At 69.8% G+C, this 23,153-nt stretch carries 18 protein-coding genes; 12 read left to right on the top strand and 6 right to left on the bottom strand.

Annotated features, from left to right (window positions below; all coding sequences use genetic code 11):
* Positions 1–148: 148 nt before the first annotated feature.
* From glpK to BGP73_RS11570, 3 genes are all read right to left on the bottom strand, one after another.
* Complete coding sequence (gene glpK, locus BGP73_RS11580; RefSeq protein ID WP_069814207.1) at positions 149–1,690, bottom strand: glycerol kinase GlpK; 1,542 nt, start codon at positions 1,688–1,690, stop codon at positions 149–151.
* A 51-nt stretch (positions 1,691–1,741) separates the two neighbouring features.
* Positions 1,742–2,524 (bottom strand): MIP/aquaporin family protein, encoded by a 783-nt coding sequence (locus tag BGP73_RS11575; protein ID WP_069814206.1) that lies wholly within the window; start codon positions 2,522–2,524, stop codon positions 1,742–1,744.
* Between the two features lie 308 nt (positions 2,525–2,832).
* Positions 2,833–3,597, bottom strand: a complete 765-nt coding sequence (locus BGP73_RS11570; RefSeq protein WP_069814205.1) for an IclR family transcriptional regulator — start codon at positions 3,595–3,597, stop codon at positions 2,833–2,835.
* 226 nt (positions 3,598–3,823) lie between these two features.
* Here BGP73_RS11570 and metH point away from each other — a divergent pair, with 226 nt between their 5' ends.
* From metH to BGP73_RS11550, 4 genes are all read left to right on the top strand, one after another.
* The gene (gene metH, locus BGP73_RS11565) at positions 3,824–7,330 is read left to right on the top strand and encodes a methionine synthase (RefSeq protein ID WP_069814204.1); all 3,507 of its coding nucleotides are present in this window, start codon (positions 3,824–3,826) and stop codon (positions 7,328–7,330) included.
* A gap of 159 nt (positions 7,331–7,489) precedes the next feature.
* Positions 7,490–8,191, top strand: a complete 702-nt coding sequence (locus tag BGP73_RS11560) for an HAD family hydrolase (protein ID WP_069814203.1) — start codon at positions 7,490–7,492, stop codon at positions 8,189–8,191.
* Positions 8,192–8,531: 340 nt separating this feature from the next.
* On the top strand, positions 8,532–10,124 hold the full coding sequence (locus tag BGP73_RS11555; RefSeq protein ID WP_069814202.1) for an ABC transporter substrate-binding protein: 1,593 nt from the start codon (positions 8,532–8,534) through the stop codon (positions 10,122–10,124).
* Between the two features lie 65 nt (positions 10,125–10,189).
* Positions 10,190–11,788: an ABC transporter substrate-binding protein gene (locus BGP73_RS11550; protein WP_069814332.1), complete on the top strand. Its 1,599-nt coding sequence runs from the start codon at positions 10,190–10,192 to the stop codon at positions 11,786–11,788.
* 31 nt (positions 11,789–11,819) lie between these two features.
* Here the strand turns inward: BGP73_RS11550 and BGP73_RS11545 are convergent, their stop codons facing one another.
* Both BGP73_RS11545 and BGP73_RS11540 read right to left on the bottom strand, forming a co-directional pair.
* The gene (locus BGP73_RS11545) at positions 11,820–12,491 is read right to left on the bottom strand and encodes a response regulator (protein WP_069814201.1); all 672 of its coding nucleotides are present in this window, start codon (positions 12,489–12,491) and stop codon (positions 11,820–11,822) included.
* A gap of 14 nt (positions 12,492–12,505) precedes the next feature.
* On the bottom strand, positions 12,506–13,573 hold the full coding sequence (locus BGP73_RS11540; RefSeq protein ID WP_079127441.1) for a RecB family exonuclease: 1,068 nt from the start codon (positions 13,571–13,573) through the stop codon (positions 12,506–12,508).
* A 122-nt stretch (positions 13,574–13,695) separates the two neighbouring features.
* Here BGP73_RS11540 and BGP73_RS11535 point away from each other — a divergent pair, with 122 nt between their 5' ends.
* The 3 genes from BGP73_RS11535 to BGP73_RS11525 all read left to right on the top strand — a co-directional run bounded on the left by BGP73_RS11535 (position 13,696) and on the right by BGP73_RS11525 (position 16,802).
* The gene (locus tag BGP73_RS11535) at positions 13,696–14,934 is read left to right on the top strand and encodes a site-2 protease family protein (RefSeq protein WP_069814200.1); all 1,239 of its coding nucleotides are present in this window, start codon (positions 13,696–13,698) and stop codon (positions 14,932–14,934) included.
* Between the two features lie 119 nt (positions 14,935–15,053).
* Positions 15,054–15,980: a tRNA (adenine-N1)-methyltransferase gene (locus BGP73_RS11530; RefSeq protein ID WP_069814199.1), complete on the top strand. Its 927-nt coding sequence runs from the start codon at positions 15,054–15,056 to the stop codon at positions 15,978–15,980.
* A 195-nt stretch (positions 15,981–16,175) separates the two neighbouring features.
* Complete coding sequence (locus tag BGP73_RS11525; protein WP_244501166.1) at positions 16,176–16,802, top strand: hypothetical protein; 627 nt, start codon at positions 16,176–16,178, stop codon at positions 16,800–16,802.
* Positions 16,803–16,824: 22 nt separating this feature from the next.
* On the opposite strand, the gene BGP73_RS11520 is transcribed toward BGP73_RS11525, so the two are convergent.
* A complete protein-coding gene (locus tag BGP73_RS11520; protein ID WP_069814198.1) occupies positions 16,825–17,151 on the bottom strand; it encodes a ferredoxin in 327 nt (108 codons plus the stop codon).
* 240 nt (positions 17,152–17,391) lie between these two features.
* Here BGP73_RS11520 and arc point away from each other — a divergent pair, with 240 nt between their 5' ends.
* The 5 genes from arc (at position 17,392) to prcA (ending at position 23,086) form a co-directional block, all read left to right on the top strand.
* Entirely contained in the window at positions 17,392–19,158 is a 1,767-nt protein-coding gene (arc, locus tag BGP73_RS11515) for a proteasome ATPase (protein WP_069814330.1), read from the top strand.
* A 282-nt stretch (positions 19,159–19,440) separates the two neighbouring features.
* Positions 19,441–20,952, top strand: a complete 1,512-nt coding sequence (gene dop / locus BGP73_RS11510) for a depupylase/deamidase Dop (protein WP_079127439.1) — start codon at positions 19,441–19,443, stop codon at positions 20,950–20,952.
* Positions 20,953–21,072: 120 nt separating this feature from the next.
* Positions 21,073–21,291, top strand: a complete 219-nt coding sequence (locus BGP73_RS11505; protein WP_069814196.1) for a ubiquitin-like protein Pup — start codon at positions 21,073–21,075, stop codon at positions 21,289–21,291.
* 114 nt (positions 21,292–21,405) lie between these two features.
* Complete coding sequence (prcB, locus tag BGP73_RS11500; RefSeq protein ID WP_069814195.1) at positions 21,406–22,251, top strand: proteasome subunit beta; 846 nt, start codon at positions 21,406–21,408, stop codon at positions 22,249–22,251.
* Positions 22,252–22,315: 64 nt separating this feature from the next.
* On the top strand, positions 22,316–23,086 hold the full coding sequence (gene prcA / locus BGP73_RS11495) for a proteasome subunit alpha (RefSeq protein ID WP_069814194.1): 771 nt from the start codon (positions 22,316–22,318) through the stop codon (positions 23,084–23,086).
* Positions 23,087–23,153: the final 67 nt, after the last annotated feature.

Below are 23,153 nucleotides of genomic sequence, written 5' to 3'. Positions count from 1 at the left end.
ACGTACCAGCTCACCGGGGGTGCTGAGAAGGCGAACAGATGTGCCCCGGAGCGGGTGCCGGCCCCCGGGAGACCACTCGCCGGGTCGGTCGGTGCACGGGGAGAGCCCTCGCGGGCGATGCTCCGCGAGGGCTCGGTGGAGACCCGGCTCAGCTCTGTTCCTCCTCCTGCCACCCCATGGTGCGTTCGACGGCCTTGAGCCAGTTCCGGTACTCGCGGTCGCGCACCGCCGCGTCCATCCGGGGCGTCCATTCGGCGGCCCGCCGCCAGTTGGCCCGCAGGGCCTCGGTGTCCGGCCAGAAGCCGACGGCGAGGCCGGCGGCGTAGGCGGCGCCCAGACAGGTCGTCTCCGCGACCAGCGGCCGCACCACCGGGGCGTCGAGGACGTCCGCCAGCGTCTGCATCAGCAGGTTGTTCGAGGTCATGCCGCCGTCGACCTTGAGCGCGCTCAGCTCCACCCCGGAGTCCTTGACCATCGCGTCGGTGATCTCCCGCGTCTGCCAGGCGGTGGCCTCCAGCACCGCCCGGGCGAGATGGGCCTTGGTGACGTAGCGGGTGAGGCCGGCGATGACCCCGCGGGCGTCGGAGCGCCAGTACGGCGCGAAGAGACCGGAGAACGCCGGTACGAAGTAGGCCCCGCCGTTGTCCTCGACGGAGCTGGCGAGGGTCTCGATCTCGGCGGCGCTGTTGATCAGGCCCATCTGGTCGCGCATCCACTGCACCAGCGAACCGGTGACCGCGATGGAGCCCTCCAGGGCGTAGACCGGCTTGGCGTCCCCGATGCGGTAGCCCACGGTGGTCAGCAGGCCGCTGTAGGAGTTGATCACCTTCTCACCGGTGTTCATCAGCATGAAGGTGCCGGTGCCGTAGGTCGACTTGGCCTCGCCCTCGGCGAAGCAGGTCTGGCCGAAGAGGGCGGCCTGCTGGTCGCCCAGGGCGGAGGCGACCGGAACCCCCTCCAGGACGCCCTTCGCGGTGCCGTAGACCTCGGCGGAGGAGCGGATCTCCGGCAGCACCGCGCCGGGTATCCCCATCGAGGAGAGGATGCGGTCGTCCCACTCCATCTCGTGCAGGTTCATCAGCATCGTGCGGGAGGCGTTGGTGACGTCGGTGACGTGGACGCCACCCTCGGTGCCGCCCGTGAGGTTCCAGATCACCCAGGAGTCCATCGTGCCGAACAGGATCTCCCCGCGTTCGGCGCGCTCCCGGAGCCCCTCGACGTTGTCGAGCAGCCAGCGGATCTTGGGGCCGGCGAAGTAGGAGGCGAGCGGCAGTCCCGTCTCGCGACGGAAGCGGTCCTGGCCGACGTTGCGCCCGAGCTCCTTGCAGAGCGCGTCGGTGCGGGTGTCCTGCCAGACGATGGCGTTGTGCACCGGTTCCCCGGTGGCCCTGTCCCACAGCAGAGTCGTCTCGCGCTGGTTGGTGATGCCGATCGCCTGGATGTCCTCGCGGCCGATGCCCGCCTTCGCCAGAGCGCCGGCGACCACCTCCTGTACGTTGCTCCAGATCTCGGCGGCGTCGTGTTCGACCCAGCCGGGCCTGGGGAGGATCTGCTCGTGCTCCTTCTGGTCGACCGAGACGATCCGGCCGTCGGTGTCGAAGACGATGCACCGGCTGGAGGTGGTGCCCTGGTCGATCGCAGCGATGAACGGACCGTGTTCCCGGGAGGAGGCGGTGTGCGCGTCGGTCACGGAGTGCTCCTGTCGTCTGGGCTGGTGGGGAGAGGGGCGTACGGTGCTGCCTCAGGCGAAGCCCAGCTGGTAGATGCCGCCGGCGATGGCGCCGCCGAGCAGCGGTCCCACCACCGGTATCCAGGCGTAGCCCCAGTCGGAGCGGCCTTTGTTGGGCAGCGGCAGCAGGGCGTGGACGATCCGGGGACCCAGGTCGCGGGCCGGGTTGATCGCGTAGCCGGTGGGACCGCCGAGCGAGAGGCCGATACCGACCACGACCAGGGCGGTGATCAGCACTCCGGTGCCGGAGACCCCCAGGCCCTTGGTGAGTCCCTGGGTCAGGATCGCCAGTACGAGCACCGTGGTGGCGATGGTCTCGGTGGCGAGGTTCTGCGCCGTGTGCCGGATCTCCGGGCCGGTGGAGAAGATGCCGAGCACCGGACCCGCGGGCGGGGTGGCGCGCTCCCCGTCCGCCGACAGCTCGGCCGCCGCGGCGAGCTCCGGGTCGGTGAGGTGCGCGTGGAACTGCCCGTAGTACGAGATCCAGACAAGTGCCGCGCCGATCATGGCGCCGAGCATCTCCGAGAAGAAGTAGAGCGGGACGTCGCTCCAGGCGGTGGTGCCCTCGATGGCCAGGCCGATGGTGACGGCCGGGTTGAGGTGCGCGCCGGAGACGCCAGCGGCTATGTAGGCGCCGGTCAGCACCGCGAAGCCCCAGCCCAGGGCGATGGCGACCCAGCCGGCGTTGAACGCCTTGGAGCGTTTGAAGGTGACGGCGGCGCAGACGCCGCCACCGAGCAGGATGAGCGCGGCGGTACCGATGGTCTCGCCGAGGAATATGTCGGAGCTGGACACCCGCGACTCCTTTGTCCTTCGTCCAGGGGAAGGCAGGCCACGGGTCCCCCCGTCGGCCCGTGCCCTCTGGTTGAGGGCGGTGGCGCCGGCCCATCAAGCGTCCACCGAGTGGCTTTACCGTTAGGTGTTCGATAATGTCGACCGGTGCACGGCAGTTTTCTTCACGGGGTACATGGCGTCAAGGGTTCCGGGGTCGAAAAACCGGTCGACACGAAAGCCAACTGCCAAGCGAGCAGCCCGACATGGGAAGTCGGCGGCCGGTCGGCGGCGCTCCGGCCGGGGTGCCGGCTCCGGCGGGCCCGCGGCGGTCAGACGCGGCGGACGCCCAGGTCCCGGGAGACGGCCCGGGCGCAGTCCCGTACCGCGGCGACCACCTTCGGGCGCACCTCGCCCGCCTCGCACAGCCGCTCCACCGCGCCGGTGACGCCCACCGCGCCCACCGGCATCCGATGCCGGTCGAGGATGGGCGCGGCGACCGAGGCGACGCCCTCCCAGGTCTCCTCCACGTCCGCCGCCCACCCCTGTTCCCGTACCGCTGCCAGCAGCGCCTGGAAGCCCCGCAGATCGGTCACGGTGCGGGTGGTGAAGGCCGTCCGCCGGCTGTCGACCGCCTCGCTGCGGGCCACCGGGTCGTAGGCCGAGAGCACCTTTCCGAGCGCCGAGCTGTGCAGCGGCTGCATCGCCCCGACCTCGAGCACCTGCCGGCTGTCGTCCGGCCGGAAGACGTGGTGCACCACCAGCACCCCCCGCTGGTGGAGGACGCCCAGATAGACGCTCTCGCCGCTGGAGCGCGCCAGGTCGTCGGTCCAGACCAGGGCCCGTGACCGCAGCTCGTTGACGTCCAGGTAGCTGTTGCCCAGTCGGAGCAGCTCCGCACCGAGCTGGTAGCGCCCGGAGGCCGGGTCCTGTTCCACGAAGCCCTCCTGCTGGAGGGTGCGGAGGATCCCGTGGGCGGTTCCCTTGGCCAGTCCCAGGGCGGTCGCCACGTCGGACAGCCCGAGGCGGCGTTCACCGCCGGCGAGCAGCCGGAGTATCGCGGCCGCCCGCTCCAGCGACTGAATCGTCCGAGCCATCGGTCAACCTCCTCGAGGCGGTTCGACAATGCTGAACACTATCGGCCCATGTCGACTTGACCTTACCGACGGTGCGGGTTGGCCGAATCGGCTGGTTCCGCGTCTTGCGGGTGTCCGCCACGCGAGAGGCCTCCTAGCCGAAACGCTCCGGAGGGCTACGCTGGCCGGGTGCGTCCACAACGAAAGGGCGCAAAGCCGACAGCCGTCGCACCCAGGGAGTATTTTCATGGCCCCGCATGAGCCATCGTCCGTCAGCATCGACCGCCCCGCGGAACTCCGTGAGGCACTCGCCACCCGGGTGGTGGTGGCCGACGGGGCGATGGGGACGATGCTCCAGGCACAAGCCCCCGACCTCGACGACTTCCAGCAACTCGAGGGCTGCAACGAGATCCTCAACGTCACCCGCCCGGACATCGTCCGCTCCGTGCACCGGGAGTACTTCGCCGCCGGTGTGGACTGCGTGGAGACCAACACCTTCGGAGCCAACCTCTCCGCGCTGGGCGAGTACGACATCGCCGACCGGATCTTCGAGCTCTCCGAGGCCGGCGCCCGGATCGCCCGGGACGTCGCCGACGAGTTCTCCGCCGACGGACGGACCCGCTGGGTACTCGGCTCCATCGGCCCGGGCACCAAGCTGCCGACTCTCGGCCACGCCCCCTACGACAAGCTCCGCGACGCCTTCCAGCAGAACGCCGAGGGCCTGATCGCCGGCGGCGCCGACGCCGTGCTCGTGGAGACCAGTCAGGACCTGCTGCAGACCAAGGCCTCCGTGCTCGGGGTCCGCCGGGCCTTCGAGGCGACCGGCCGCCGTCTGCCGCTGATCTGCTCGGTCACGGTCGAGACCACCGGAACCATGCTGCTGGGCTCGGAGATCGGCGCGGCCCTCACCGCGCTGGAGCCGCTGGGCATCGACATGATCGGCCTGAACTGCGCCACCGGTCCCGCGGAGATGAGCGAGCACCTGCGCCACCTGGCCCGCCACTCCCGGGTGCCGCTGTCCTGCATGCCCAACGCAGGACTGCCGATCCTCGGCAAGGACGGCGCCCACTACCCGCTGACCCCGGAGGAGCTGGCCGACGCCCAGGAGACCTTCGTCCGCGACTACGGGCTGTCGCTGGTAGGCGGTTGCTGCGGTACGACCCCGGAGCACCTGCGCCAGCTGGTCGAGCGGGTCCGGGACATCCGCCCGACGGTCCGCGAGCCGAGCCCCGAGGCCGGTGCCTCCTCGCTCTACCAGGCCGTCCCCTTCCGTCAGGACACCGCCTATCTCGCCATCGGCGAGCGGACCAACGCCAACGGCTCGAAGAAGTTCCGCGAGGCGCTGCTGGCGGGCCGCTGGGACGACTGCGTGGAGCTGGCCCGGGAACAGATCCGGGAGGGTGCGCACCTGCTGGACGTCTGCGTCGACTACGTCGGCCGGGACGGTGTCGCCGACATGCGGGAGATCGCCGGCCGCTTCGCCACGGCATCGACCCTGCCGCTGGTCCTGGACTCCACCGAACCGGATGTGCTCCGCGCCGGCCTGGAGAAGCTCGGCGGCCGGGCCGTCCTCAACTCCGTCAACTACGAGGACGGTGACGGGCCGGAGTCCCGCTTCGCGCGGATCGCCGGACTGGCGGCCGAGCACGGGGCGGCGCTGATCGCGCTGACCATCGACGAGGAGGGCCAGGCCCGGACGCCGGAACGAAAGGTCGCGGTGGCCGAGCGGCTGATCGAGGACCTGACGGGCAACTGGGGACTGCAGGAGTCGGACATCCTCATCGACTGCCTGACCTTCACCATCTGCACCGGGCAGGAGGAGTCCCGCAAGGACGGCCTGGCCACGATCGAGGCGATCCGCGAACTGAAGCGCCGCCACCCCGAGGTGCAGACCACCCTCGGCCTGTCCAACATCTCCTTCGGACTCAGCCCGGCCGCCCGGATGGTGCTCAACTCCGTCTTCCTCAACGAATGCGTCGCGGCCGGCCTGGACTCGGCCATCGTGCACGCCTCGAAGATCCTCCCGATGGCCCGCCTCGACGAGGAGCAGCGGCAGGTCGCCTTCGACCTGATCTACGACCGGCGGCGCGAGGGATACGACCCGCTGCAGCGCTTCCTCGACCTCTTCGAGGGGGTCGAGGCGGCTGCGATGAAGGCCGGCAAGGCCGAGGAACTGGCCGGGCTGCCGCTGGAGGAGAGGCTCCGCCGGCGCATCATCGACGGTGAGCGCAACGGCCTGGAGGCCGACCTGGACGAGGCGCTCACCGAGCGGCCGGCACTCGACATCGTCAACGACACGCTCCTGGAGGGCATGAAGGTCGTCGGCGAACTGTTCGGATCGGGGCAGATGCAGCTGCCGTTCGTCCTCCAGTCCGCCGAGGTGATGAAGGCCGCCGTGGCCCACCTGGAGCCGCACATGGAGAAGAGCGGGGACGAGGGCAAGGGCACCATCGTGCTGGCGACGGTCCGCGGCGACGTACACGACATCGGCAAGAACCTCGTCGACATCATCCTGTCCAACAACGGCTACAACGTGGTGAACCTCGGCATCAAGCAGCCCGTCTCGGCGATCCTGGACGCCGTCCAGGAGCACCGGGCCGATGTGATCGGCATGTCCGGGCTGCTGGTCAAGTCGACGGTGGTGATGAAGGAGAACCTTGAAGAGCTCAACCAGCGCCGGATGGCGGCCGACTATCCGGTGATCCTGGGCGGCGCCGCGCTCACCCGGGCCTATGTCGAGCAGGACCTGTACGAACTATACGAAGGGGAGGTCCGGTACGCCCGGGACGCCTTCGAGGGCCTGCGGCTCATGGACGCCCTCATCGCGGTCAAACGGGGGGTGCCCGGCGCCGAACTCCCCGAGCTGAAGCAGCGACGGGTGCCGGCCCGTGCCGCACGGCTGACCGAGCCCGAGCCGGACGAGGGCGCGGTGCGCTCGGACGTGGCGGTGGACAACCCGCTCCCCGAGCCGCCGTTCTGGGGCACCCGGATCGTCAAGGGCATCCCGCTCAGGGAGTACGCCTCCTGGCTCGACGAGGGCGCCCTCTTCAAGGGGCAGTGGGGCCTCAAGCAGTCGCGCGGTGGCAGCGGGCCCTCCTACGAGGAGCTCGTCGAGTCCGACGGCCGACCGCGGCTGCGCGGCTGGCTCGACCGGCTGCACACCGAGAACATGCTCGAGGCGGCCGTCGCCTACGGCTACTTCCCGTGCGTCTCCAAGGGCGATGACCTGGTGCTGCTCGACGATGACGGATCGGAGCGCACCCGCTTCACCTTCCCCCGGCAGCGCCGTGGCCGCCGGCTGTGCCTCGCCGACTTCTTCCGGCCCGAGGAGTCCGGAGAGACCGACGTGGTGGCGCTCCAGGTGGTCACGGTGGGCTCGAAGATCGGTGAGGTGACCGCCGAGCTCTTCGCGGCCAACGCCTACCGCGACTACCTCGAGCTGCACGGCCTCTCGGTGCAGCTGGCCGAGGCGCTCGCGGAGTACTGGCACGCCCGGGTCCGCTCCGAACTGGGCTTCGCCGGCGAAGACCCGGCAGAAGTCGAGGACATGTTCGCGCTCAAGTACCGCGGGGCCCGGTTCTCGCTCGGCTACGGGGCCTGCCCGAACCTGGAGGACCGGGCGAAGATCGCCACTCTGCTGCGTCCGGAGCGCATCGGGGTGGAGCTCTCCGAGGAGTTCCAGCTGCATCCCGAGCAGTCCACCGACGCGATCGTCATCCATCACCCGGAGGCGAAGTACTTCAACGCTCGGTGACGACCGTCACGTCACCCCAGGTGGGCGAAGCGGTTCGACGCGCGCATCCGCCACGGAGAAGTAGACTGTACGGTCCGGTAGTGGCCGGTCGCCCCTCCCGTCGGGGAGGGGCGACCGGCCCTTTGTCCCCCGGGACGCTCCCTGACGAGAGGGGTCAGCATGACCAGTGGCATCCCCGCCTCCGGCACCCGGACGGCTGATGGCGCGACGCTCCAGGCGGTGCTGCTCGACATGGACGGCACTCTCGTGGACACCGAGGGGTTCTGGTGGGAGGCCGAGACGCAGGTCTTCGCCGAACTCGGGCACGTGCTCGACGTGCGGCACCGGGAGGTGGTGGTCGGCGGGCCGATGACCCGCAGCGCCGCCTACCTCATCCAGGCCACCGGGGCGGACATCGGTCTCGAGGAGCTGACCCGGCGCCTCAACGAGCGCTTCGAACAGCTGCTGGAGGACGGCGTGCCGCCGATGCCCGGGGCCGGCCGGCTCCTCGCGGAACTGGCGGCACACTCGGTGCCGACCGCACTGGTCTCGGCCTCGCACCGGCGCATCATCGACCGGGTGGTCGGCTCGCTGGGGGCCGACCACTTCGCACTCACCCTCGCCGGTGACGAACTCGAGCGGACCAAGCCCCACCCGGACCCCTATCTCATCGCTGCCGCGAAGCTCGGCGCCGATCCCGCCCGCTGTGTGGTGGTGGAGGACACCGCCACCGGGGTGGCGTCCGCCGAGGCGGCGGGGTGCCCGGTGGTGGCCGTGCCCTCCGTCGTCCCGATCGAGTCGGCGGAGGGCCGGACCGTCGTCCGCTCCCTCGAAGAGGTCGATCTGGAGTTCCTCCGCTCCCGCGTCGGATCCGGTCTCTGAACGGTCGCCGGCGGAGGCTCCCCGGGCACTGCCCGGGGAGTGACCTTTCTCACGCACCGCCCGGTCGACAGAGCCGGGGCCGGTTGTTCAAACCAGGTCCGCAGGGCGCCGGGAGCAGTCTTCTGTCCTGAAGTGTCGGACGGCGTACGAATGCTTCCGGTGCTGCGGAAACGCCGATCCCGCAGGGGCGCCGGCCCTCGCGGGATCGGCTTCCGCGCTCTCCCGGCGCGGCGGAAGTGCGACTACTAATCTCTTCACGCAACCTTCGCCGCAAACCTGTGACCACCGCACCGACGTCGGTATGGTCCCGGGAAAGATCGCACTGCCAGGAGACCTGACGATGAATCGCAAGATCATGGTGTTGCCGGCTGTGGCAGGCTTGCTCGCCCCGCTGCTGGCCGCCTGTGGGGGTACGGGGGGAACCGGCCACTCCGGTGCACCCGTCGTCGTCGGAGCCACTGACCAGTTCGTGATGACCGATGACACCCCGGCGCCCTTCGACCCGGCGCTTGCCTACGAGACCAGTGCCTGGAACATCCTCCGCAACACCTTCCAGAGCCTTATGGCGCTGCCGCGTTCGGGCGGCGAGCCGGTACCGGACGCGGCGAGTCAGTGCCGCTTCACCGACAGCCGGAGCGAGCAGTTCCGTTGCACGCTGCGCAAGGGGATGAAGTTCGCCAACGGCCACAGCCTCACGTCCGAGGACGTGAAGTTCTCCATCGACCGGACCCTCCGGATCAAGAACCCCAACGGCCCCTCCTCGCTGCTGTCCGGCATCGACACCGTCGAGACGCCGAGCGACACCGTGGTCGTCTTCCACCTCAAGAAGCCGGACGCCACCTTCCCGCACAAGCTGGCGACGCCCGCCGCCGCGATCGTCGACAGCGAGGTCTACGACGGGAAGTCGCTCCGCGAGGGCTTCGAGATCGACGGCTCGGGTCCCTACCAGGTGGACATCAAGGAGCAGAACGGGCGGGTGCAGTCCGCTGTCTTCACCAGGAACCCGCATTACAAGGGCCACTTGAGAGTTAAGAACGACCAGGTCGAGATGCGGTTCATGGCGGACGGCAACGCGCTGGAGAAGGCGCTGCGCACAGGCGGCATCGACCTGATGACACGACTGTCGCCCGAGCAGATAGCCAGGCTCGAGAAGGGTGACGACAACATCGAGCTGACCGAGATGCCCAGCCAGGAGATCCGCTACCTCGTCTTCGACACGGAGGGCCCCTCGGTGGGCAGCAAGGCCGTCCGCCAGGCGATAGCCCAGACCATCGACCGGCAGGCCATCGTCCGCGACGTGTACAAGCGCACCGTCGAACCGCTCTACTCGCTCGTCCCCTCCAGCGTCAGCGCCCATCTGAACTCGTTCTTCAACAAGTACGGGGAGCCGGACCCGGCGAGCGCCCGCCGGACCCTGCGCGACGCCGGTGTCACCACCCCGGTGAAGATCAAGCTGAACTACACCCTCGACCACTACGGCCCGGCCACCGCCGAGGAGTTCGAGGGGATCAAGGAGCAGTTGAACGACACCGGCCTCTTCGACGTGGACGTGCAGGGGGCCGACTGGGAGAAGTTCCGCCCTGCCCAGAGCCAGGGCAAGTACGAGGTCTACGGTATGGGCTGGTTCCCCGACTTCCCGGACGCCGACAACTTCATCGCACCGTTCCTCGTCAAGGAGAACGTCCTCGGCTCGCCTTACCACAACACGCTGATCAGCGACACTCTGATCCCGCAGACCCGTCAGGCCACCCAGCGCACCGCGGCGGTCGAGTACTTCGAGCGGATCCAGAACATCGTCGCCGACGACGTCCCGGTGCTTCCGGTGTGGCAGGGCAAGCAGTACGTCGCCGCGCGCGACGACGTCACGGGCGTGGAATGGGCGCTCAACTCCTCGTCGGTGCTCCAGTTGTGGGAACTCGGTCGCGTCAGGTAAGCCGGGCCGACGCCGCCTCCGGAGGAGGCCGGCGCGTTACGAGAAAAGTGTGAGGGAACGTGCGCGTGAGGAAACGTCACCAGCTACTGGCCGTCCCGCTCGGGATCGGCCTCGCGGCTGGGCTGCTCGCCGGATGCGGCGACGGTGACTCGGACGAGGCGGGCAGCGGAGAGTCGTTGGTCATGGGGGTGAGCGACGAGATCATCTCCCTGGACCCGGCCGCCGGCTACGACCCGGGCTCGTGGCTGGTGTTCGACAACGTCTTCCAGTCGCTGCTGAGTTTCCCGCGCGGCGGTACGACGCCCGAGCCCGACGCGGCGGAGCGCTGCGGCTTCCAGGACAGCAGCAGCAAGGTCTACCGCTGCACGCTCAAGAGCGGGCTGAAGTTCAGCAACGGCAACAAGCTGACCTCCGAGGACGTCGCCTTCTCGTTCCGCCGGACTACGAAGATCGACGACGACAACGGCCCGGCGGTGATGCTGACCTCGATCGACAGGATCGAGACCCCGGACCCGCGGACGGTGATCTTCGAGCTCAAACACTCCGACGCCACCTTCCCGAAGAAGATAGCCTCCGGTGCCGGCTCGATCGTCGACCACCGGGAGTACCGGATGGACAAGCTGCGCGACGACGGCAAGGTCGTGGGATCCGGGGTCTACACACTGGACCACTACGACCCCCGGAAAGAGGCCCGGTTCTCCGTCAACTCCGGATACAAGGGACCGGCCCGGGTCAAGAACACGGGGCTGACGATGCGGTTCTTCAAGGGGGACCAGCAGGCCCTCAAGAAGGCCGTGCAGGAGGGCGACGTCGACTTCGCCTACCGGGGCCTGGCGATGGAGGACATCGCCGAGCTCGACAGCGGAAGGGCCGCGGGGGAGAACGGGCTGGAGCTCTACGTGGGCAGCAGCGCCGAGGTCCAGCACCTGGTCTTCAACATGAAGGACCCGATCATCGGAAAGAAGGGCGTGCGCAAGGCCATCGCCCACCTGGTGGACCGCAGCGCCCTGGTACGGGACGTGTACAAGCGCACCACCGAGCCGCTCTACTCGATCATCCCCGCCGGCATCGTCGGGCACAACACCGCCTTCTTCGACCTCTACGGCGACCGGCCGCAGCGAGACAAGGCCGAGGCGGCCCTCCGTGAGGCCGGTATCGACGGCAAGCTCAAGCTCACCCTCTGGGGGACCCCGGTCCGCTACGGCTCGGGGACCATCCCCGGACTGGAGGAACTGGCGCAGCAGCTCAACGCCAGCGGCCTGTTCGACGCCAAGGTGGAGAGCGTGCCGCTGGACGAGTACGAGAAGGGCATAGCCGCCGGAGAGTACGGCGTCTACGTCAAGGGCTGGGTCCCCGACTACCCGGACCCGGACAACTTCACCGCCCCGTTCTTCGGCGAAGAGAACGTGCTCTCCAACAACTACGAGTCCGCGGACATCACCCGGAAGCTGATCCCCGAGACCGCGGCGGAGAGCAACCGGTCGGCCACCGCGCAGACCTTCGCCAAGCTTCAGAACGTCGTCGCCGAGGACCTGCCGATCCTCCCGCTCTGGCAGGGCAAGCAGTACGCGGTGGCCCGCAGCGACGTCAAGGGGCTGGAGTGGACCCTCGACGCCTCGACGGTGTTCCGTGCCTGGGAGCTCAGCAGGGGATCGGCGGGCTGACCCGTCGAACCCGGGGCGGCCCGGGGCGCGATCACCGCGCCCCGGGCCGCACCAGTCCGCTCTCGTAGGCGTAGACCGCGGCCTGCACCCGGTCGCGCAGCCCCAGCTTGGTCAGCACATGGCCGACGTGGGTCTTGACGGTCGTCTCGCTGACGAACAGATCCGCGGCGATCTCGGCGTTGGACAGACCGCGTGCCACCAGCTTCAACACCTCCACCTCACGTTCCGTGAGGGTGTGGAGGGAGTCCGGCAGCGGTTCCGCGCCGGACGGCAGCTGACCGGCGTACTTGTCCAGCAGCCGACGGGTGATGCTCGGCGCGAGCATCGCCTCGCCGGCGGCGACGACCCGGATCGCCTGCACCAGCTCGGTGGCGGGCGCGTCCTTCAGCAGGAAGCCGCTGGCTCCGGCGCGCAGCGCCTCCACCACGTACTCGTCCAGGTCGAAGGTGGTCAGCACCAGCACCTTCGCTGGCCCGTCCCGGCCCGGGCCGGTGATCTGCCGGGTCGCCTCGACACCGTCCATCCGGGGCATGCGGATGTCCATCAGCACCACGTCGGGCTGCAGCGCGCGAACCTGGTCGAGCGCCTGCAGGCCGTCGCCCGCCTCGCCCACCACGGCGAGATCCACCTCGGCCTCCAGGATCATCCGGAAACCAGTGCGCAGCAGCGGCTGGTCGTCGACCAGAAGAACGCGGATGGCCACGGGGCACTCCTTTGTTAGACCGGCCCCATTCTGCCTGGAGTTTCGACGGCCTCGGCCCCGGGGACCGCGGCTGGCGAGAGCTTCGCCGGAGCCGGGAGCGGTGCGTCCGCCGGCTGCTCGCCCCGGCCGTCCGGACCGCTCTGACCGCCTCCGTCGGCGGGGGCCGGGACGCCGGCCGACCGCGGGGCGGCGAGCGTGGCCAGCGGGTAGGGCGGAGGGGTCCCGCCGAACTCGGGGCAGACCGCCTGGTGATCGCACCACTGGCACAGCTTCCCGGGCCGCGGCCGCCAGTCCCCGCTCTCGGTGGCCCTTCGGATCGCCTCCCACAGGGCGAGCAGCTTCCGCTCCACCGAGCGCAGCTCGGACTCCTCCGGGTCGTAGGTGAGGACATCGCCACTGCCCAGGTACACCAGCTGCAGGCGCCGCGGGACGGCGCCGCGCAACCGCCACAGCACCAGTGCGTAGAACTTCATCTGGAAGAGCGCCTGCTGGGCGTACTCCGGGCGTGGAGCCTTCCCCGTCTTGTAGTCGACGATCCGCACCTCACCACCGGGAGCGATGTCCACGCGGTCGATGATCCCGCGCAGCTTCAGGCCCGACTCGAGTGTGGTCTCCACGAACAGCTCCCGCTCGGCCGGCTCGAGCCGGGCCGGATCCTCCAGCGAGAACCACCGCTCGACCAGCCGTTCCGCCTCGCCGAGCCAACGCGCCAGCCGCTGGGCGTCGGCCGTTCCGGTGGTTCCGTCGCCGGTCTCCTCGGCGAAGAGCTCCGCGAGCTCGGGCTTGGCCGACAGCAGCCGCTCCCACTCGGAGCCGACCAGCGACCGGGCCCTGGGGGCGGTCCGCTCAGCGGCCGGGGCGTCGAAGAGCCGCTCCAGCACGGCGTGCACCAGAGTGCCCCGGATCGCCGCCTCACTCGGTTTCTCCGGCAGCCGGTCGATCACCCGGAAGCGGTAGAGGAGCGGGCAGGTCATGAAATCGGCCGCACGAGACGGCGACAGCGACCGCGGCGGCGCTGGGGCATGGCCGCCGCGGCTCTCGGCGGCGCCACGGGACGGGCGGTTTCCGGTGCTGGTTCCCATGGCGCACGACCCTACGGCCCTGGAATGACATTCGTCCGCATACCATCGAACCGAACGCTCGCTCCGCCCGATCCAGGACCGTGGTCACCGGGTGCGAGGACCGATCGCGACGAGAGGAAACCGTGGACGACAGCGGCGACGGCGGAAAGCCGCACTCCGGCGACGGGGGAGAGGGCGGTTCCCAGCAGGAGCCCCCCGGAGAGCGCCGGCCGGAGGACCAGCGGCCGAGGGGCGGCGGCATCCTGATGGGTCGTCCCTTCGGCGTGCCGGTATACGTCGCCCCCAGTTGGTTCCTGGTGGCCGCCCTCATCACCTGGGTCTTCGGCGCCCAGCTGGAGCGAGTGCTTCCGCAACTCGGCAACCTCCGCTACCTCGTCTCCCTCTTCTTCGCGGTGGCGTTCTACGCCTCGGTGCTCGTGCACGAGCTGGCCCACACCGTCGTGGCGCTCCACTACCGGCTGCCGGTGCGCCGCATCCAGCTCCAGTTCTTCGGCGGGGTCTCGGAGATCGAGAAGGAGACCGAGCGCCCCGGCCGGGAGTTCCTCCTGGCCTTCGTCGGGCCGCTGCTCTCCCTGGTGCTGGCCGGCCTGTTCTACCTCGGTATGCAGGCGGTCAAACCGGGGACGGTACCCGGGGTGCTGCTCACCGGCCTGATGGCCTCCAACCTCATCGTCGCCGTCTTCAACCTGCTGCCCGGACTGCCGCTCGACGGCGGCCGGATGCTCCGCGCCGTGGTCTGGAAGCTCACCGGCAAGCCGATGGCCGGCACCGTGGCCGCGGCCTGGGCCGGCCGCGCGCTCGCCGTCGCCGTGCTCATCGGCATCCCGCTGTTCACCCGCAGCGGCACCCGGGCGACCGGCTTCGACACCGTCTTCGACGCGCTGCTCGCCGCCATCCTGGCCGCGATCATCTGGACCGGCGCGGGCAACAGCCTGCGGATGGCCCGGCTCCGCGAGCACCTCCCCGAGCTGCGGGCCCGCGCCCTCACCCGGCGCGCGGTTCCCGTGCCACCCGACACCCCGCTCTCCGAAGCGCTGCGGAGGGCCAACGAAGTGGGCGCCCGGGCGCTGGTCGTCGTCGACGGCGAGGGTGTGCCCACCGCCCTGGTCCGGGAGGCCGCCATCGTCGGCATCCCGCAGCACCGCCGGCCCTGGGTGGCGGTGAGCACCCTGGCCCAGGAGCTCAAGCCGGGGATGCGGGTCTCCGCCGAGCTCGCCGGTGAGGAACTGCTGGAGAGGCTCCGAACCACCCCCGCGACCGAGTACCTCGTGGTGGAGGAGACCGGGGAGATCTACGGAGTGCTCTCCACCGCGGATGTCGAACGCGCGTTCGTCGCCGCGATGTCCCGACCACGCTCCTGAGGCCCGGCCGACGGGAGACGGCTGCCCGTCGGAGGGGCGGCGCGGGCCCCAGCGGCCGGTTTCCCCGGGGGCCGCTCCCCGGGCCAACGGCGGCCCCGAGCGCGGGTAGGCTGGGGCGCATGTCCGAACCGACCGGTGCCGCCCGCCGTCGCGGGCCCTTCCAGGTCGGGGACCAGGTCCAGCTCACCGACCCCAAGGGACGCCACTACACGTTCACGCTCGAAGCCGGGAAGAGCTTCCACACCCACAAGGGTGCCTTCCCGCACGACGAGCTGATCGGCGCTCCCGAGGGAAGTGTTGTCCGTACCACGGGAAACGTCGCGTACCTCGCGCTGCGCCCCCTGCTCCCCGACTACGTACTGTCCATGCCCCGCGGGGCCGCCGTGGTCTACCCCAAGGACGCGGGGCAGATCCTGGCCATGGCCGATATCTTCCCCGGGGCCCGGGTGGTGGAGGCCGGGGTCGGCTCCGGCTCGCTCAGCGCCTTCCTGCTGCGGGCCATCGGCGACCAGGGCATGCTGCACTCCTACGAGCGGCGCGCGGACTTCGCGGAGATCGCCGCCCAGAACGTCCAGAGGTACTTCGGGGCCGAGCACCCCGCCTGGCAGCTCACCGTCGGGGATCTGCAGGACAACCTCTCCGACACCGACGTCGACCGGGTGATCCTCGACATGCTCGCCCCCTGGGAGTGCCTGGAGGCGGTCTCGAAGGCCCTCGTGCCCGGCGGCATCCTCTGCGCCTACGTCGCGACGACCACCCAACTGGCGCGTACCGTCGAGGCGATCCGCGAGCACGGCACCTTCAACGAGCCGACCGCCTGGGAGACGATGCTCCGCACCTGGCACGTCGAGGGACTGGCCGTCAGACCGGACCACCGGATGGTCGGCCACACCGGTTTCCTGCTCACCTCCCGCCGACTCGCCGACGGCGTGGAGCCGCCGCTGCGCAGGCGGCGCCCGGCCAAGGGCGCCTACGGTGAGGACTACGTCCCGGCCGGTGGAGCCCGCTCCGCCCGGTCGGCGGACGACGCCGACCGTCGGGGCTGAGCCCCGCCGCGGTGTCCCCACGCCGCCCCGGCCAACACTTCCCTTCCCGCCGCCGGCCCGATCCCCGGGCCGGCGGCGGAGCCGTTCGAGGGACGGCGACACGGCGGCGGCGTAGCGGCCGTTCCGGCGCGGTGTGAGATGTGGCACCATGCTGGCCACCCCCTCCAGCTCCGCAATCCTCAGGAGACATCCCGCGTGCAGCCCTCGGCAGGCTCGGCGACTCCCCGCCCGGCCCATCCGGCCCCTCATCCGCACCCGGCCCGCTGGCAGTCGCGTCCCGTGCACTGGCTCTCCACCGCCGTGGCGCTCGCGGCCGTGCTCGGCGGAACGGCCCTGCTCCAACCGGCCGCCGCCACCGCCGAACAGACGGCCGCGGCGGCGCGACCCCCGGCCGACGCCCCGCCGGCCGCCGGCCCCGATCCGGCGACGGCGGACTACCCACTGGACTGCGGATCACGGAAGGTCGGCGTGGCGGTGGTCCGCGAGGGCTCCTCGGACTTCGACGGCGACGGCCGCGTCGAGACCGCGGCGGTGGTGCGCTGCGACGCCGGCGTCGGCACCCCGCCGAGCGGGCTCTACGTGCTCGCGCACCCGGCGGACGGAGGGAAGGAGCCGCGGATCGTGGAGACCCTCCTGGACCCGCAGGAGTCGATCAGTGTGACGGAGTTCGCCGTCAGCGGGCGCACCATCACCGCGACCCTGGTCGGCTACTCCTCGGAGGACGTGCCACGCTGCTGTCCGGACCAGGAGCGCCGGGTCAAGTGGGAGTGGAGGGACGGCAAGTTCGTCCTCACCGCGCTCCCCGTGGCCGGGAGCGTCTGAGACCCGCCCGGCCGCCCGGGGCTCACTCGGCGTCCGGGCCGTAGACCTCCACCCGGTCCGAGACCCGCCGCACGTGGATGCAGTCGCCCGGGCACTCCCTGGCCGAGTCCACCACGTCCCGCAGGAGCGGGAGCGGCACCGGGGTGGTGGCGCCGGGCTCCGTGAGGAGCTCGTCCTCGTGGTCCTTCACGTAGGCCAGTCCGTCGATGTCGAGTTCGAAGACGTCGGGGGCGTACTGCGCACAGATACCGTCACCGGTGCACAGGTCCTGGTCGATCCAGACCTCCAGGGCGTCGGTCGCCGCCGTGCCGGCGTCGCCGCCCTGGCTCGCCTCTTGCCGCGTGGTCATCTCGCCTGCCGTTCCTGACGGGGGTGGACGCAAAGGAAGCCAGCCCGGACGGATGTTGACGGACCCGACGATACAGCCGGCCGCTTTCCGACGCCGCTGGGTGGGTATTCCTGACATAGGGAGGGCGCAAGGGTGAAGATCGGACACACCTCGACCGTCTTTGTGATCTAGGGGTTTCAACCCGGACCCACCCAGGTAGGGTCAGGAAGCGTCCAGCTCCCCTTGGAGGAGGTGAGGACCGTGGCAGCCCACGACGACGAAAGCAACCGCGGCATCCGGCCGGGGCGGGGGCCCGAGGACCCCGCCGGGCAGGTTGCCTATCTCGAGCAGGAGATCGCCGTCCTGCGACGTAAGCTCGCCGACTCTCCGCGGCACACGAGGATTCTCGAAGAGCGGATCGTCGAGTTGCAGACCAATCTCGCCGGTGTCTCCGCTCAGAACGAGCGGTTGACCACCACGCTCCGCGAGGCCCGCGACCAGATCGTGGCGCTCAAGGAGGAGGTCGACCGGCTGGCGCAGCCCCCGGCCGGCTTCGGCGTCTTCCTGCAGGCCAACGATGACGACACGGTCGATATCTTCACCGGCGGCCGGAAACTCCGCGTGAACGTCAGCCCCGACGTCGAGGCCGACAAGCTGCGCCGCGGGCAGGAGGTCATGCTCAACGAGGCCCTCAACGTCGTTGAGGCCATGGAGTTCGAGCGCGCCGGCGACATCGTCACCCTCAAGGAGATCCTCGAGGACGGCGAACGGGCCCTGGTGCTCGGGCACGCCGACGAGGAACGGGTGGTGCGACTCGCCGAACCGCTGATGGGGCAGACCATCCGCGCCGGCGACGCCCTCCTGCTCGAACCCCGCTCCGGCTACGTCTACGAGGTCGTACCGAAGAGCGAGGTGGAGGAGCTCGTACTGGAAGAGGTTCCGGACATCGACTACGAGCGGATCGGCGGTCTGGGGAACCAGATCGAGCTGATCCGCGACGCGGTCGAGCTTCCGTATCTCTACCCCGAGCTGTTCCAGGAGCACGAGCTGCGCCCGCCGAAGGGGGTGCTGCTCTACGGGCCGCCCGGCTGCGGCAAGACGCTGATCGCCAAGGCGGTGGCCAACTCGCTGGCCAAGAAGGTCGCCGAAGTGACGGGCCAGCCGGCGGGGAAGAGCTACTTCCTCAACATCAAGGGCCCCGAGCTGCTCAACAAGTACGTCGGCGAGACCGAGCGGCACATCCGCCTGGTCTTCCAGCGTGCCCGGGAGAAGGCGAGCGAAGGCACTCCGGTCATCGTCTTCTTCGACGAGATGGAGTCGCTCTTCCGCACCCGCGGGTCCGGGGTGAGCTCCGACGTGGAGAACACCATCGTGCCGCAGCTGCTCGCCGAGATCGACGGGGTGGAGGGGCTGGAGAACGTCATCGTCATCGGCGCCTCCAACCGCGAGGACATGATCGACCCGGCGATCCTGCGGCCCGGCAGGCTCGACGTCAAGATCAAGATCGAGCGGCCGGACGCGGAGGCGGCGAAGGACATCTTCGCCAAGTACCTGAAGTCCTCGCTCCCGCTGCACGCGGATGACCTCGCCGAACACAAGGGCTCGCCGGAGTCCGCGGTCGAGGGCATGATCCAGTCCGTGGTCGAGCAGATGTACGCGGAGTCGGAGGAGAACCGCTTCCTGGAGGTCACCTACGCCAACGGTGACAAGGAAGTCCTCTACTTCAAGGACTTCAACTCCGGAGCGATGATCCAGAACATCGTGGACCGGGCGAAGAAGATGGCCATCAAGGCCTTTCTCGACCACAAGCAGAAGGGCATTCGGGTCTCCCACCTCCTCGCCGCCTGTGTGGACGAGTTCAAGGAGAACGAGGACCTTCCGAACACCACCAACCCGGACGACTGGGCGCGTATCTCCGGTAAGAAGGGCGAGCGCATCGTGTTCATCCGGACACTGGTCACCGGAAAGCAGGGCACGGACACCGGCCGATCGATCGACACGGTGGCCAATACCGGCCAGTACCTCTGACCACCGCCGGCTGCGGACGTCCCTCCCCACCACGCAGAGGGGAGGAAGGCGTCCGCAGCCGGCTCTTTTGCCCGACCGACCGTCCGCCCGGACACGGGTCCGGCGGGCAGAGGTATGGATGCGGACCGGGACAAAGATTGAAATGATCTCCACGGTGCCGCAGAGGCGTGGCAGGCTCTCCGGTACCACGGAGCCGCCTGGCGCGGGACCACCGCGGCGTTGCGGACGCAGCGGTACTTGAGCACCGACCCGTCCGGGTCCGGGGCCGGCAAGGAGGGCCGCATGACCGTACGGCGAGTAATGGGAATCGAGACGGAGTACGGGATCTCCGTTCCGGGGCACCCGAACGCCAATGCCATGCTCAGCTCGTCCCAGATCGTCAACGCCTATGCGGCGGCGATGCTCCGGGCACGCCGTGCCCGCTGGGACTTCGAGGAGGAGAACCCGCTGCGGGACGCCCGCGGTTTCGATCTGGCGCGGGAATCCGCGGACGCGAGCCAGCTCACGGACGAGGACATCGGCCTGGCCAACCTCATCCTCACCAACGGTGCCCGGCTGTACGTCGACCACGCCCACCCGGAGTACAGCGCCCCGGAGACCACCAACCCCCGCGACGCCCTGCGCTGGGACAAGGCCGGGGAACGGATCATGGCCGCGGCCGCCGAGTACGCCGCCGAACTCCCCGGCGGCCAGCCGATCCACCTCTACAAGAACAATACCGACAACAAGGGCGCCTCCTACGGCACGCACGAGAACTACCTGATGAAGCGGGAGACGCCGTTCTCCGACATCGTGCGGCACCTGACGCCGTTCTTCGTCTCCCGGCAGGTGGTCACCGGCGCCGGCCGAGTCGGGATCGGACAGGACGGGCAGGCGCACGGCTTCCAGCTGAGCCAGCGGGCCGACTACTTCGAGGTCGAGGTGGGTCTGGAGACCACACTCAAACGGCCCATCATCAACACCCGGGACGAACCGCACGCAGACGCGGAACGGTACCGCAGGCTCCACGTCATCATCGGGGACGCCAACCTCTCCGAGGTCTCCACCTACCTCAAACTGGGCACCACCGCCCTGGTGCTCTCCATGATCGAGGACGGCTTCATCGCCGTGGACCTCGCGGTGGAGCAACCGGTGCGCACGCTGCACCGGGTCTCGCACGACCCCTCGCTGGCCCAGCTCATCACGCTCCGCAGCGGCCGCACGCTCACCGCGGTGCAGCTCCAGATGGAGTACTGCGAACTGGCCCGGAAGTACGTCGAGAACCGCTTCGGCATGGACGCCGACGAGCAGACCAAGGACGTCCTCAGCCGCTGGGAGGAGGTGCTGAACCGGCTGGAGACCGATCCGATGGGGCTCTCCGGGCAACTGGACTGGGTCGCGAAGCTGGAGCTCCTGGAGGGCTACCGGCGGCGGGACGGCCTGGACTGGGACGCCGCCCGGTTGGCGCTGGTGGACCTCCAGTACGCCGACGTCCGCCCCGAAAAGGGCCTCTACAACCGCCTGGTGGCCCGCGGGAAGATGGAGCGGCTGTTGGAGGAGCCCGAGGTCGAGTCGGCCCGGACGGAGCCCCCGGAGGACACCAGGGCGTACTTCCGGGGACGCTGCCTGGACAAGTACGCGGACGACGTGGCCGCCGCCTCCTGGGACTCGGTCATCTTCGACCTTCCGGGGCGCGACTCACTGCAACGGGTGCCGACCCTGGAGCCGCTGCGCGGCACCCGCAGCCACGTGCAGCAGCTCCTGGACCGGTGCGAAACGGCCGAGGAACTGGTCCGGGTGCTCTCCGGGGGCTGAAACGGCCGGGAAGCGGGAATCATCGAGATGGCTCCCGGGCGTTACAGCAAGTACAGAGCCGATGTCGGACCCCGGCTGTAGGGTCTGATCTTGTACGTCCAACCGAGCGGGGTGAGGTACATGGCGACCAAGGACACCGGCGGCAGTCAGCAGAAGGCCACGCGCTCCACCGAGGAGGTGGAGGAGACGGCGCAGGACACCCAGGGCTCCGAAAGCCTCAAGGAGCGGCAGGAGAAGCTGGACGACGACGTGGACTCCGTTCTGGACGAGATCGACGACGTTCTCGAGGAGAACGCCGAGGACTTCGTCCGGTCGTTCGTCCAGAAGGGCGGAGAGTAGGGACGGCCGAGTGTCGCCCCCCGGCTCCGGAAGCCCGGGCCGGGGGGCGGTACCCGGAGACCTTCACGGGTAGGGTCCATGCGGATCCCAAGATCGACCGTTGGAAGGATATGCGTGGAAGCCAACACTCGTAGCACCGGGCGTCTACCGGCCGCCTTCCTGACCCCCGGCTCCTCGTCGTTCATGGACTTCCTGTCCGTGCACGCGCCGGAGGTCCTCCCGGGCAACCGACAGTTGCCGCCGGTGCACGGAGCAGTCGAGGCGCCGCACGGCACCACCATCGTCGCGGCGACCTTCCCCGGCGGCGTGGTGCTCGCCGGTGACCGCCGGGCGACCATGGGCAACGTCATCGCACAGCGCGACATCGAGAAGGTCTTCCCGGCCGACGAGTACTCCGCGGTCGGCATCGCCGGCACCGCTGGTCTCGCCGTCGAGATGGTCAAGCTCTTCCAGCTGGAACTGGAGCACTTCGAGAAGGTCGAGGGCGCCCAGCTGTCCCTGGAGGGCAAGGCCAACCGGCTCTCCACGATGATCCGGGGCAACCTCGGCATGGCGCTCCAGGGGCTGGCGATCGTCCCCCTGTTCGCCGGCTGGGACGTGGACCGGGAGAAGGGCCGCATCTTCAGCTACGACGTGACCGGCGGTCGTTCGGAGGAGCTGGGGTTCGCGAGCAGCGGCTCCGGTTCGGTCTTCGCCCGCGGTGCGCTGAAGAAGCTGTACCGGGAGGACCTCACCGAACGGCAGGCGACGACGCTCGTCGTCCAGGCGCTCTACGACGCCGCGGACGACGACTCGGCGACCGGTGGCCCGGACCTGGCCCGTCGGATCTACCCGCTGGTCACCGTCATCACCGCGGAGGGTTTCCGCAGGCTCTCGGAGCCGGAGTCCTCAGAGATCGCCCGCGAGGTCCACGAACGGCGGATGGCGGAGCCGGACGGTCCGCGGGCCGCCCTGCTCTGAGGGCCGGGAGCCGGGGAAGCCAATGCACGTGTCACTGTCACAGACGGAAAGGGACGGATAGCCGGTGTCCACGCCGTTCTATGTCTCACCCCAGCAGGCCATGGCCGACCGGGCCGAGTACGCCCGGAAGGGCATCGCACGCGGCCGCAGCGTGGTCGTCCTGCAGTACGTCGACGGCGTCGTCTTCGTCGCCGAGAACCCGTCCCGCGCTCTGCACAAGGTCAGCGAGATCTACGACCGGATCGCCTTCGCGGCGGTGGGCAAGTACAACGAGTTCGAGAACCTCCGGATCGGAGGTGTCCGATACGCCGACCTACGGGGCTACACCTACGACCGTGGCGACGTGACGGCCCGCGGCCTGGCCAACGTCTACGCCCAGACGCTGGGCACCATCTTCTCCAGCGCCGCGGAGAAGCCCTACGAGGTCGAACTGATCGTCGCCGAAGTGGGGGAGGGGCCGGAGGACGACCAGATCTACCGGCTGCCGCACGACGGCTCCATCGTGGACGAGCACGGCTCGGTCGCGGTCGGCGGCAACGCCGATCAGATCAGCAGCTACCTCGGCCAGCGCCACCGGGACGGGATGACCCTGGCCGAGGCGCTCAAGCTGGCGGTGGACTCCCTGGCCCGGGACAGCAACGGCGGGGAGCGAAGCCTCTCCGCCGAGCAGCTGGAGGTCGCCGTACTGGACCGCACCCGTCCGCAGAAGCGCAAGTTCAAGCGGGTACTGGGGAGCCAGCTGTCCCGGCTCCTGGAAGAGACCGCGCAGGACGCCGACTCGGGGTCGGAGCCGGCAGAGAAGACCGACGGGGGCGACGGGGACTCCGAAGCGTAGCGGCCGGGACCGGCGCCGTGGGGGAGGCCGCCGGGAGCCCCTGACCGCAGGGCCGCCCGATCCACGT

Origin of the sequence: Streptomyces sp. TP-A0874, assembly GCF_001748085.1 — a bacterium.
Taxonomy (GTDB): domain Bacteria; phylum Actinomycetota; class Actinomycetes; order Streptomycetales; family Streptomycetaceae; genus Streptomyces.
This window is presented reverse-complemented; position numbering and strand designations above follow the sequence as displayed.

What these genes read in the sequence shown, in the direction of transcription:
- BGP73_RS11570 (WP_069814205.1), bottom strand. Translation starts at nt 3,597, where the DNA reads ATGGCTCGGACGATTCAGTCGCTGGAGCGGGCGGCCGCGATACTCCGG.
- metH (WP_069814204.1), top strand. Translation starts at nt 3,824, where the DNA reads ATGGCCCCGCATGAGCCATCGTCCGTCAGCATCGACCGCCCCGCGGAA.
- BGP73_RS11560 (WP_069814203.1), top strand. Translation starts at nt 7,490, where the DNA reads ATGACCAGTGGCATCCCCGCCTCCGGCACCCGGACGGCTGATGGCGCG.
- BGP73_RS11555 (WP_069814202.1), top strand. Translation starts at nt 8,532, where the DNA reads ATGAATCGCAAGATCATGGTGTTGCCGGCTGTGGCAGGCTTGCTCGCC.
- BGP73_RS11540 (WP_079127441.1), bottom strand. Translation starts at nt 13,573, where the DNA reads ATGGGAACCAGCACCGGAAACCGCCCGTCCCGTGGCGCCGCCGAGAGC.
- BGP73_RS11530 (WP_069814199.1), top strand. Translation starts at nt 15,054, where the DNA reads ATGTCCGAACCGACCGGTGCCGCCCGCCGTCGCGGGCCCTTCCAGGTC.
- BGP73_RS11520 (WP_069814198.1), bottom strand. Translation starts at nt 17,151, where the DNA reads ATGACCACGCGGCAAGAGGCGAGCCAGGGCGGCGACGCCGGCACGGCG.
- dop (WP_079127439.1), top strand. Translation starts at nt 19,441, where the DNA reads ATGACCGTACGGCGAGTAATGGGAATCGAGACGGAGTACGGGATCTCC.
- BGP73_RS11505 (WP_069814196.1), top strand. Translation starts at nt 21,073, where the DNA reads ATGGCGACCAAGGACACCGGCGGCAGTCAGCAGAAGGCCACGCGCTCC.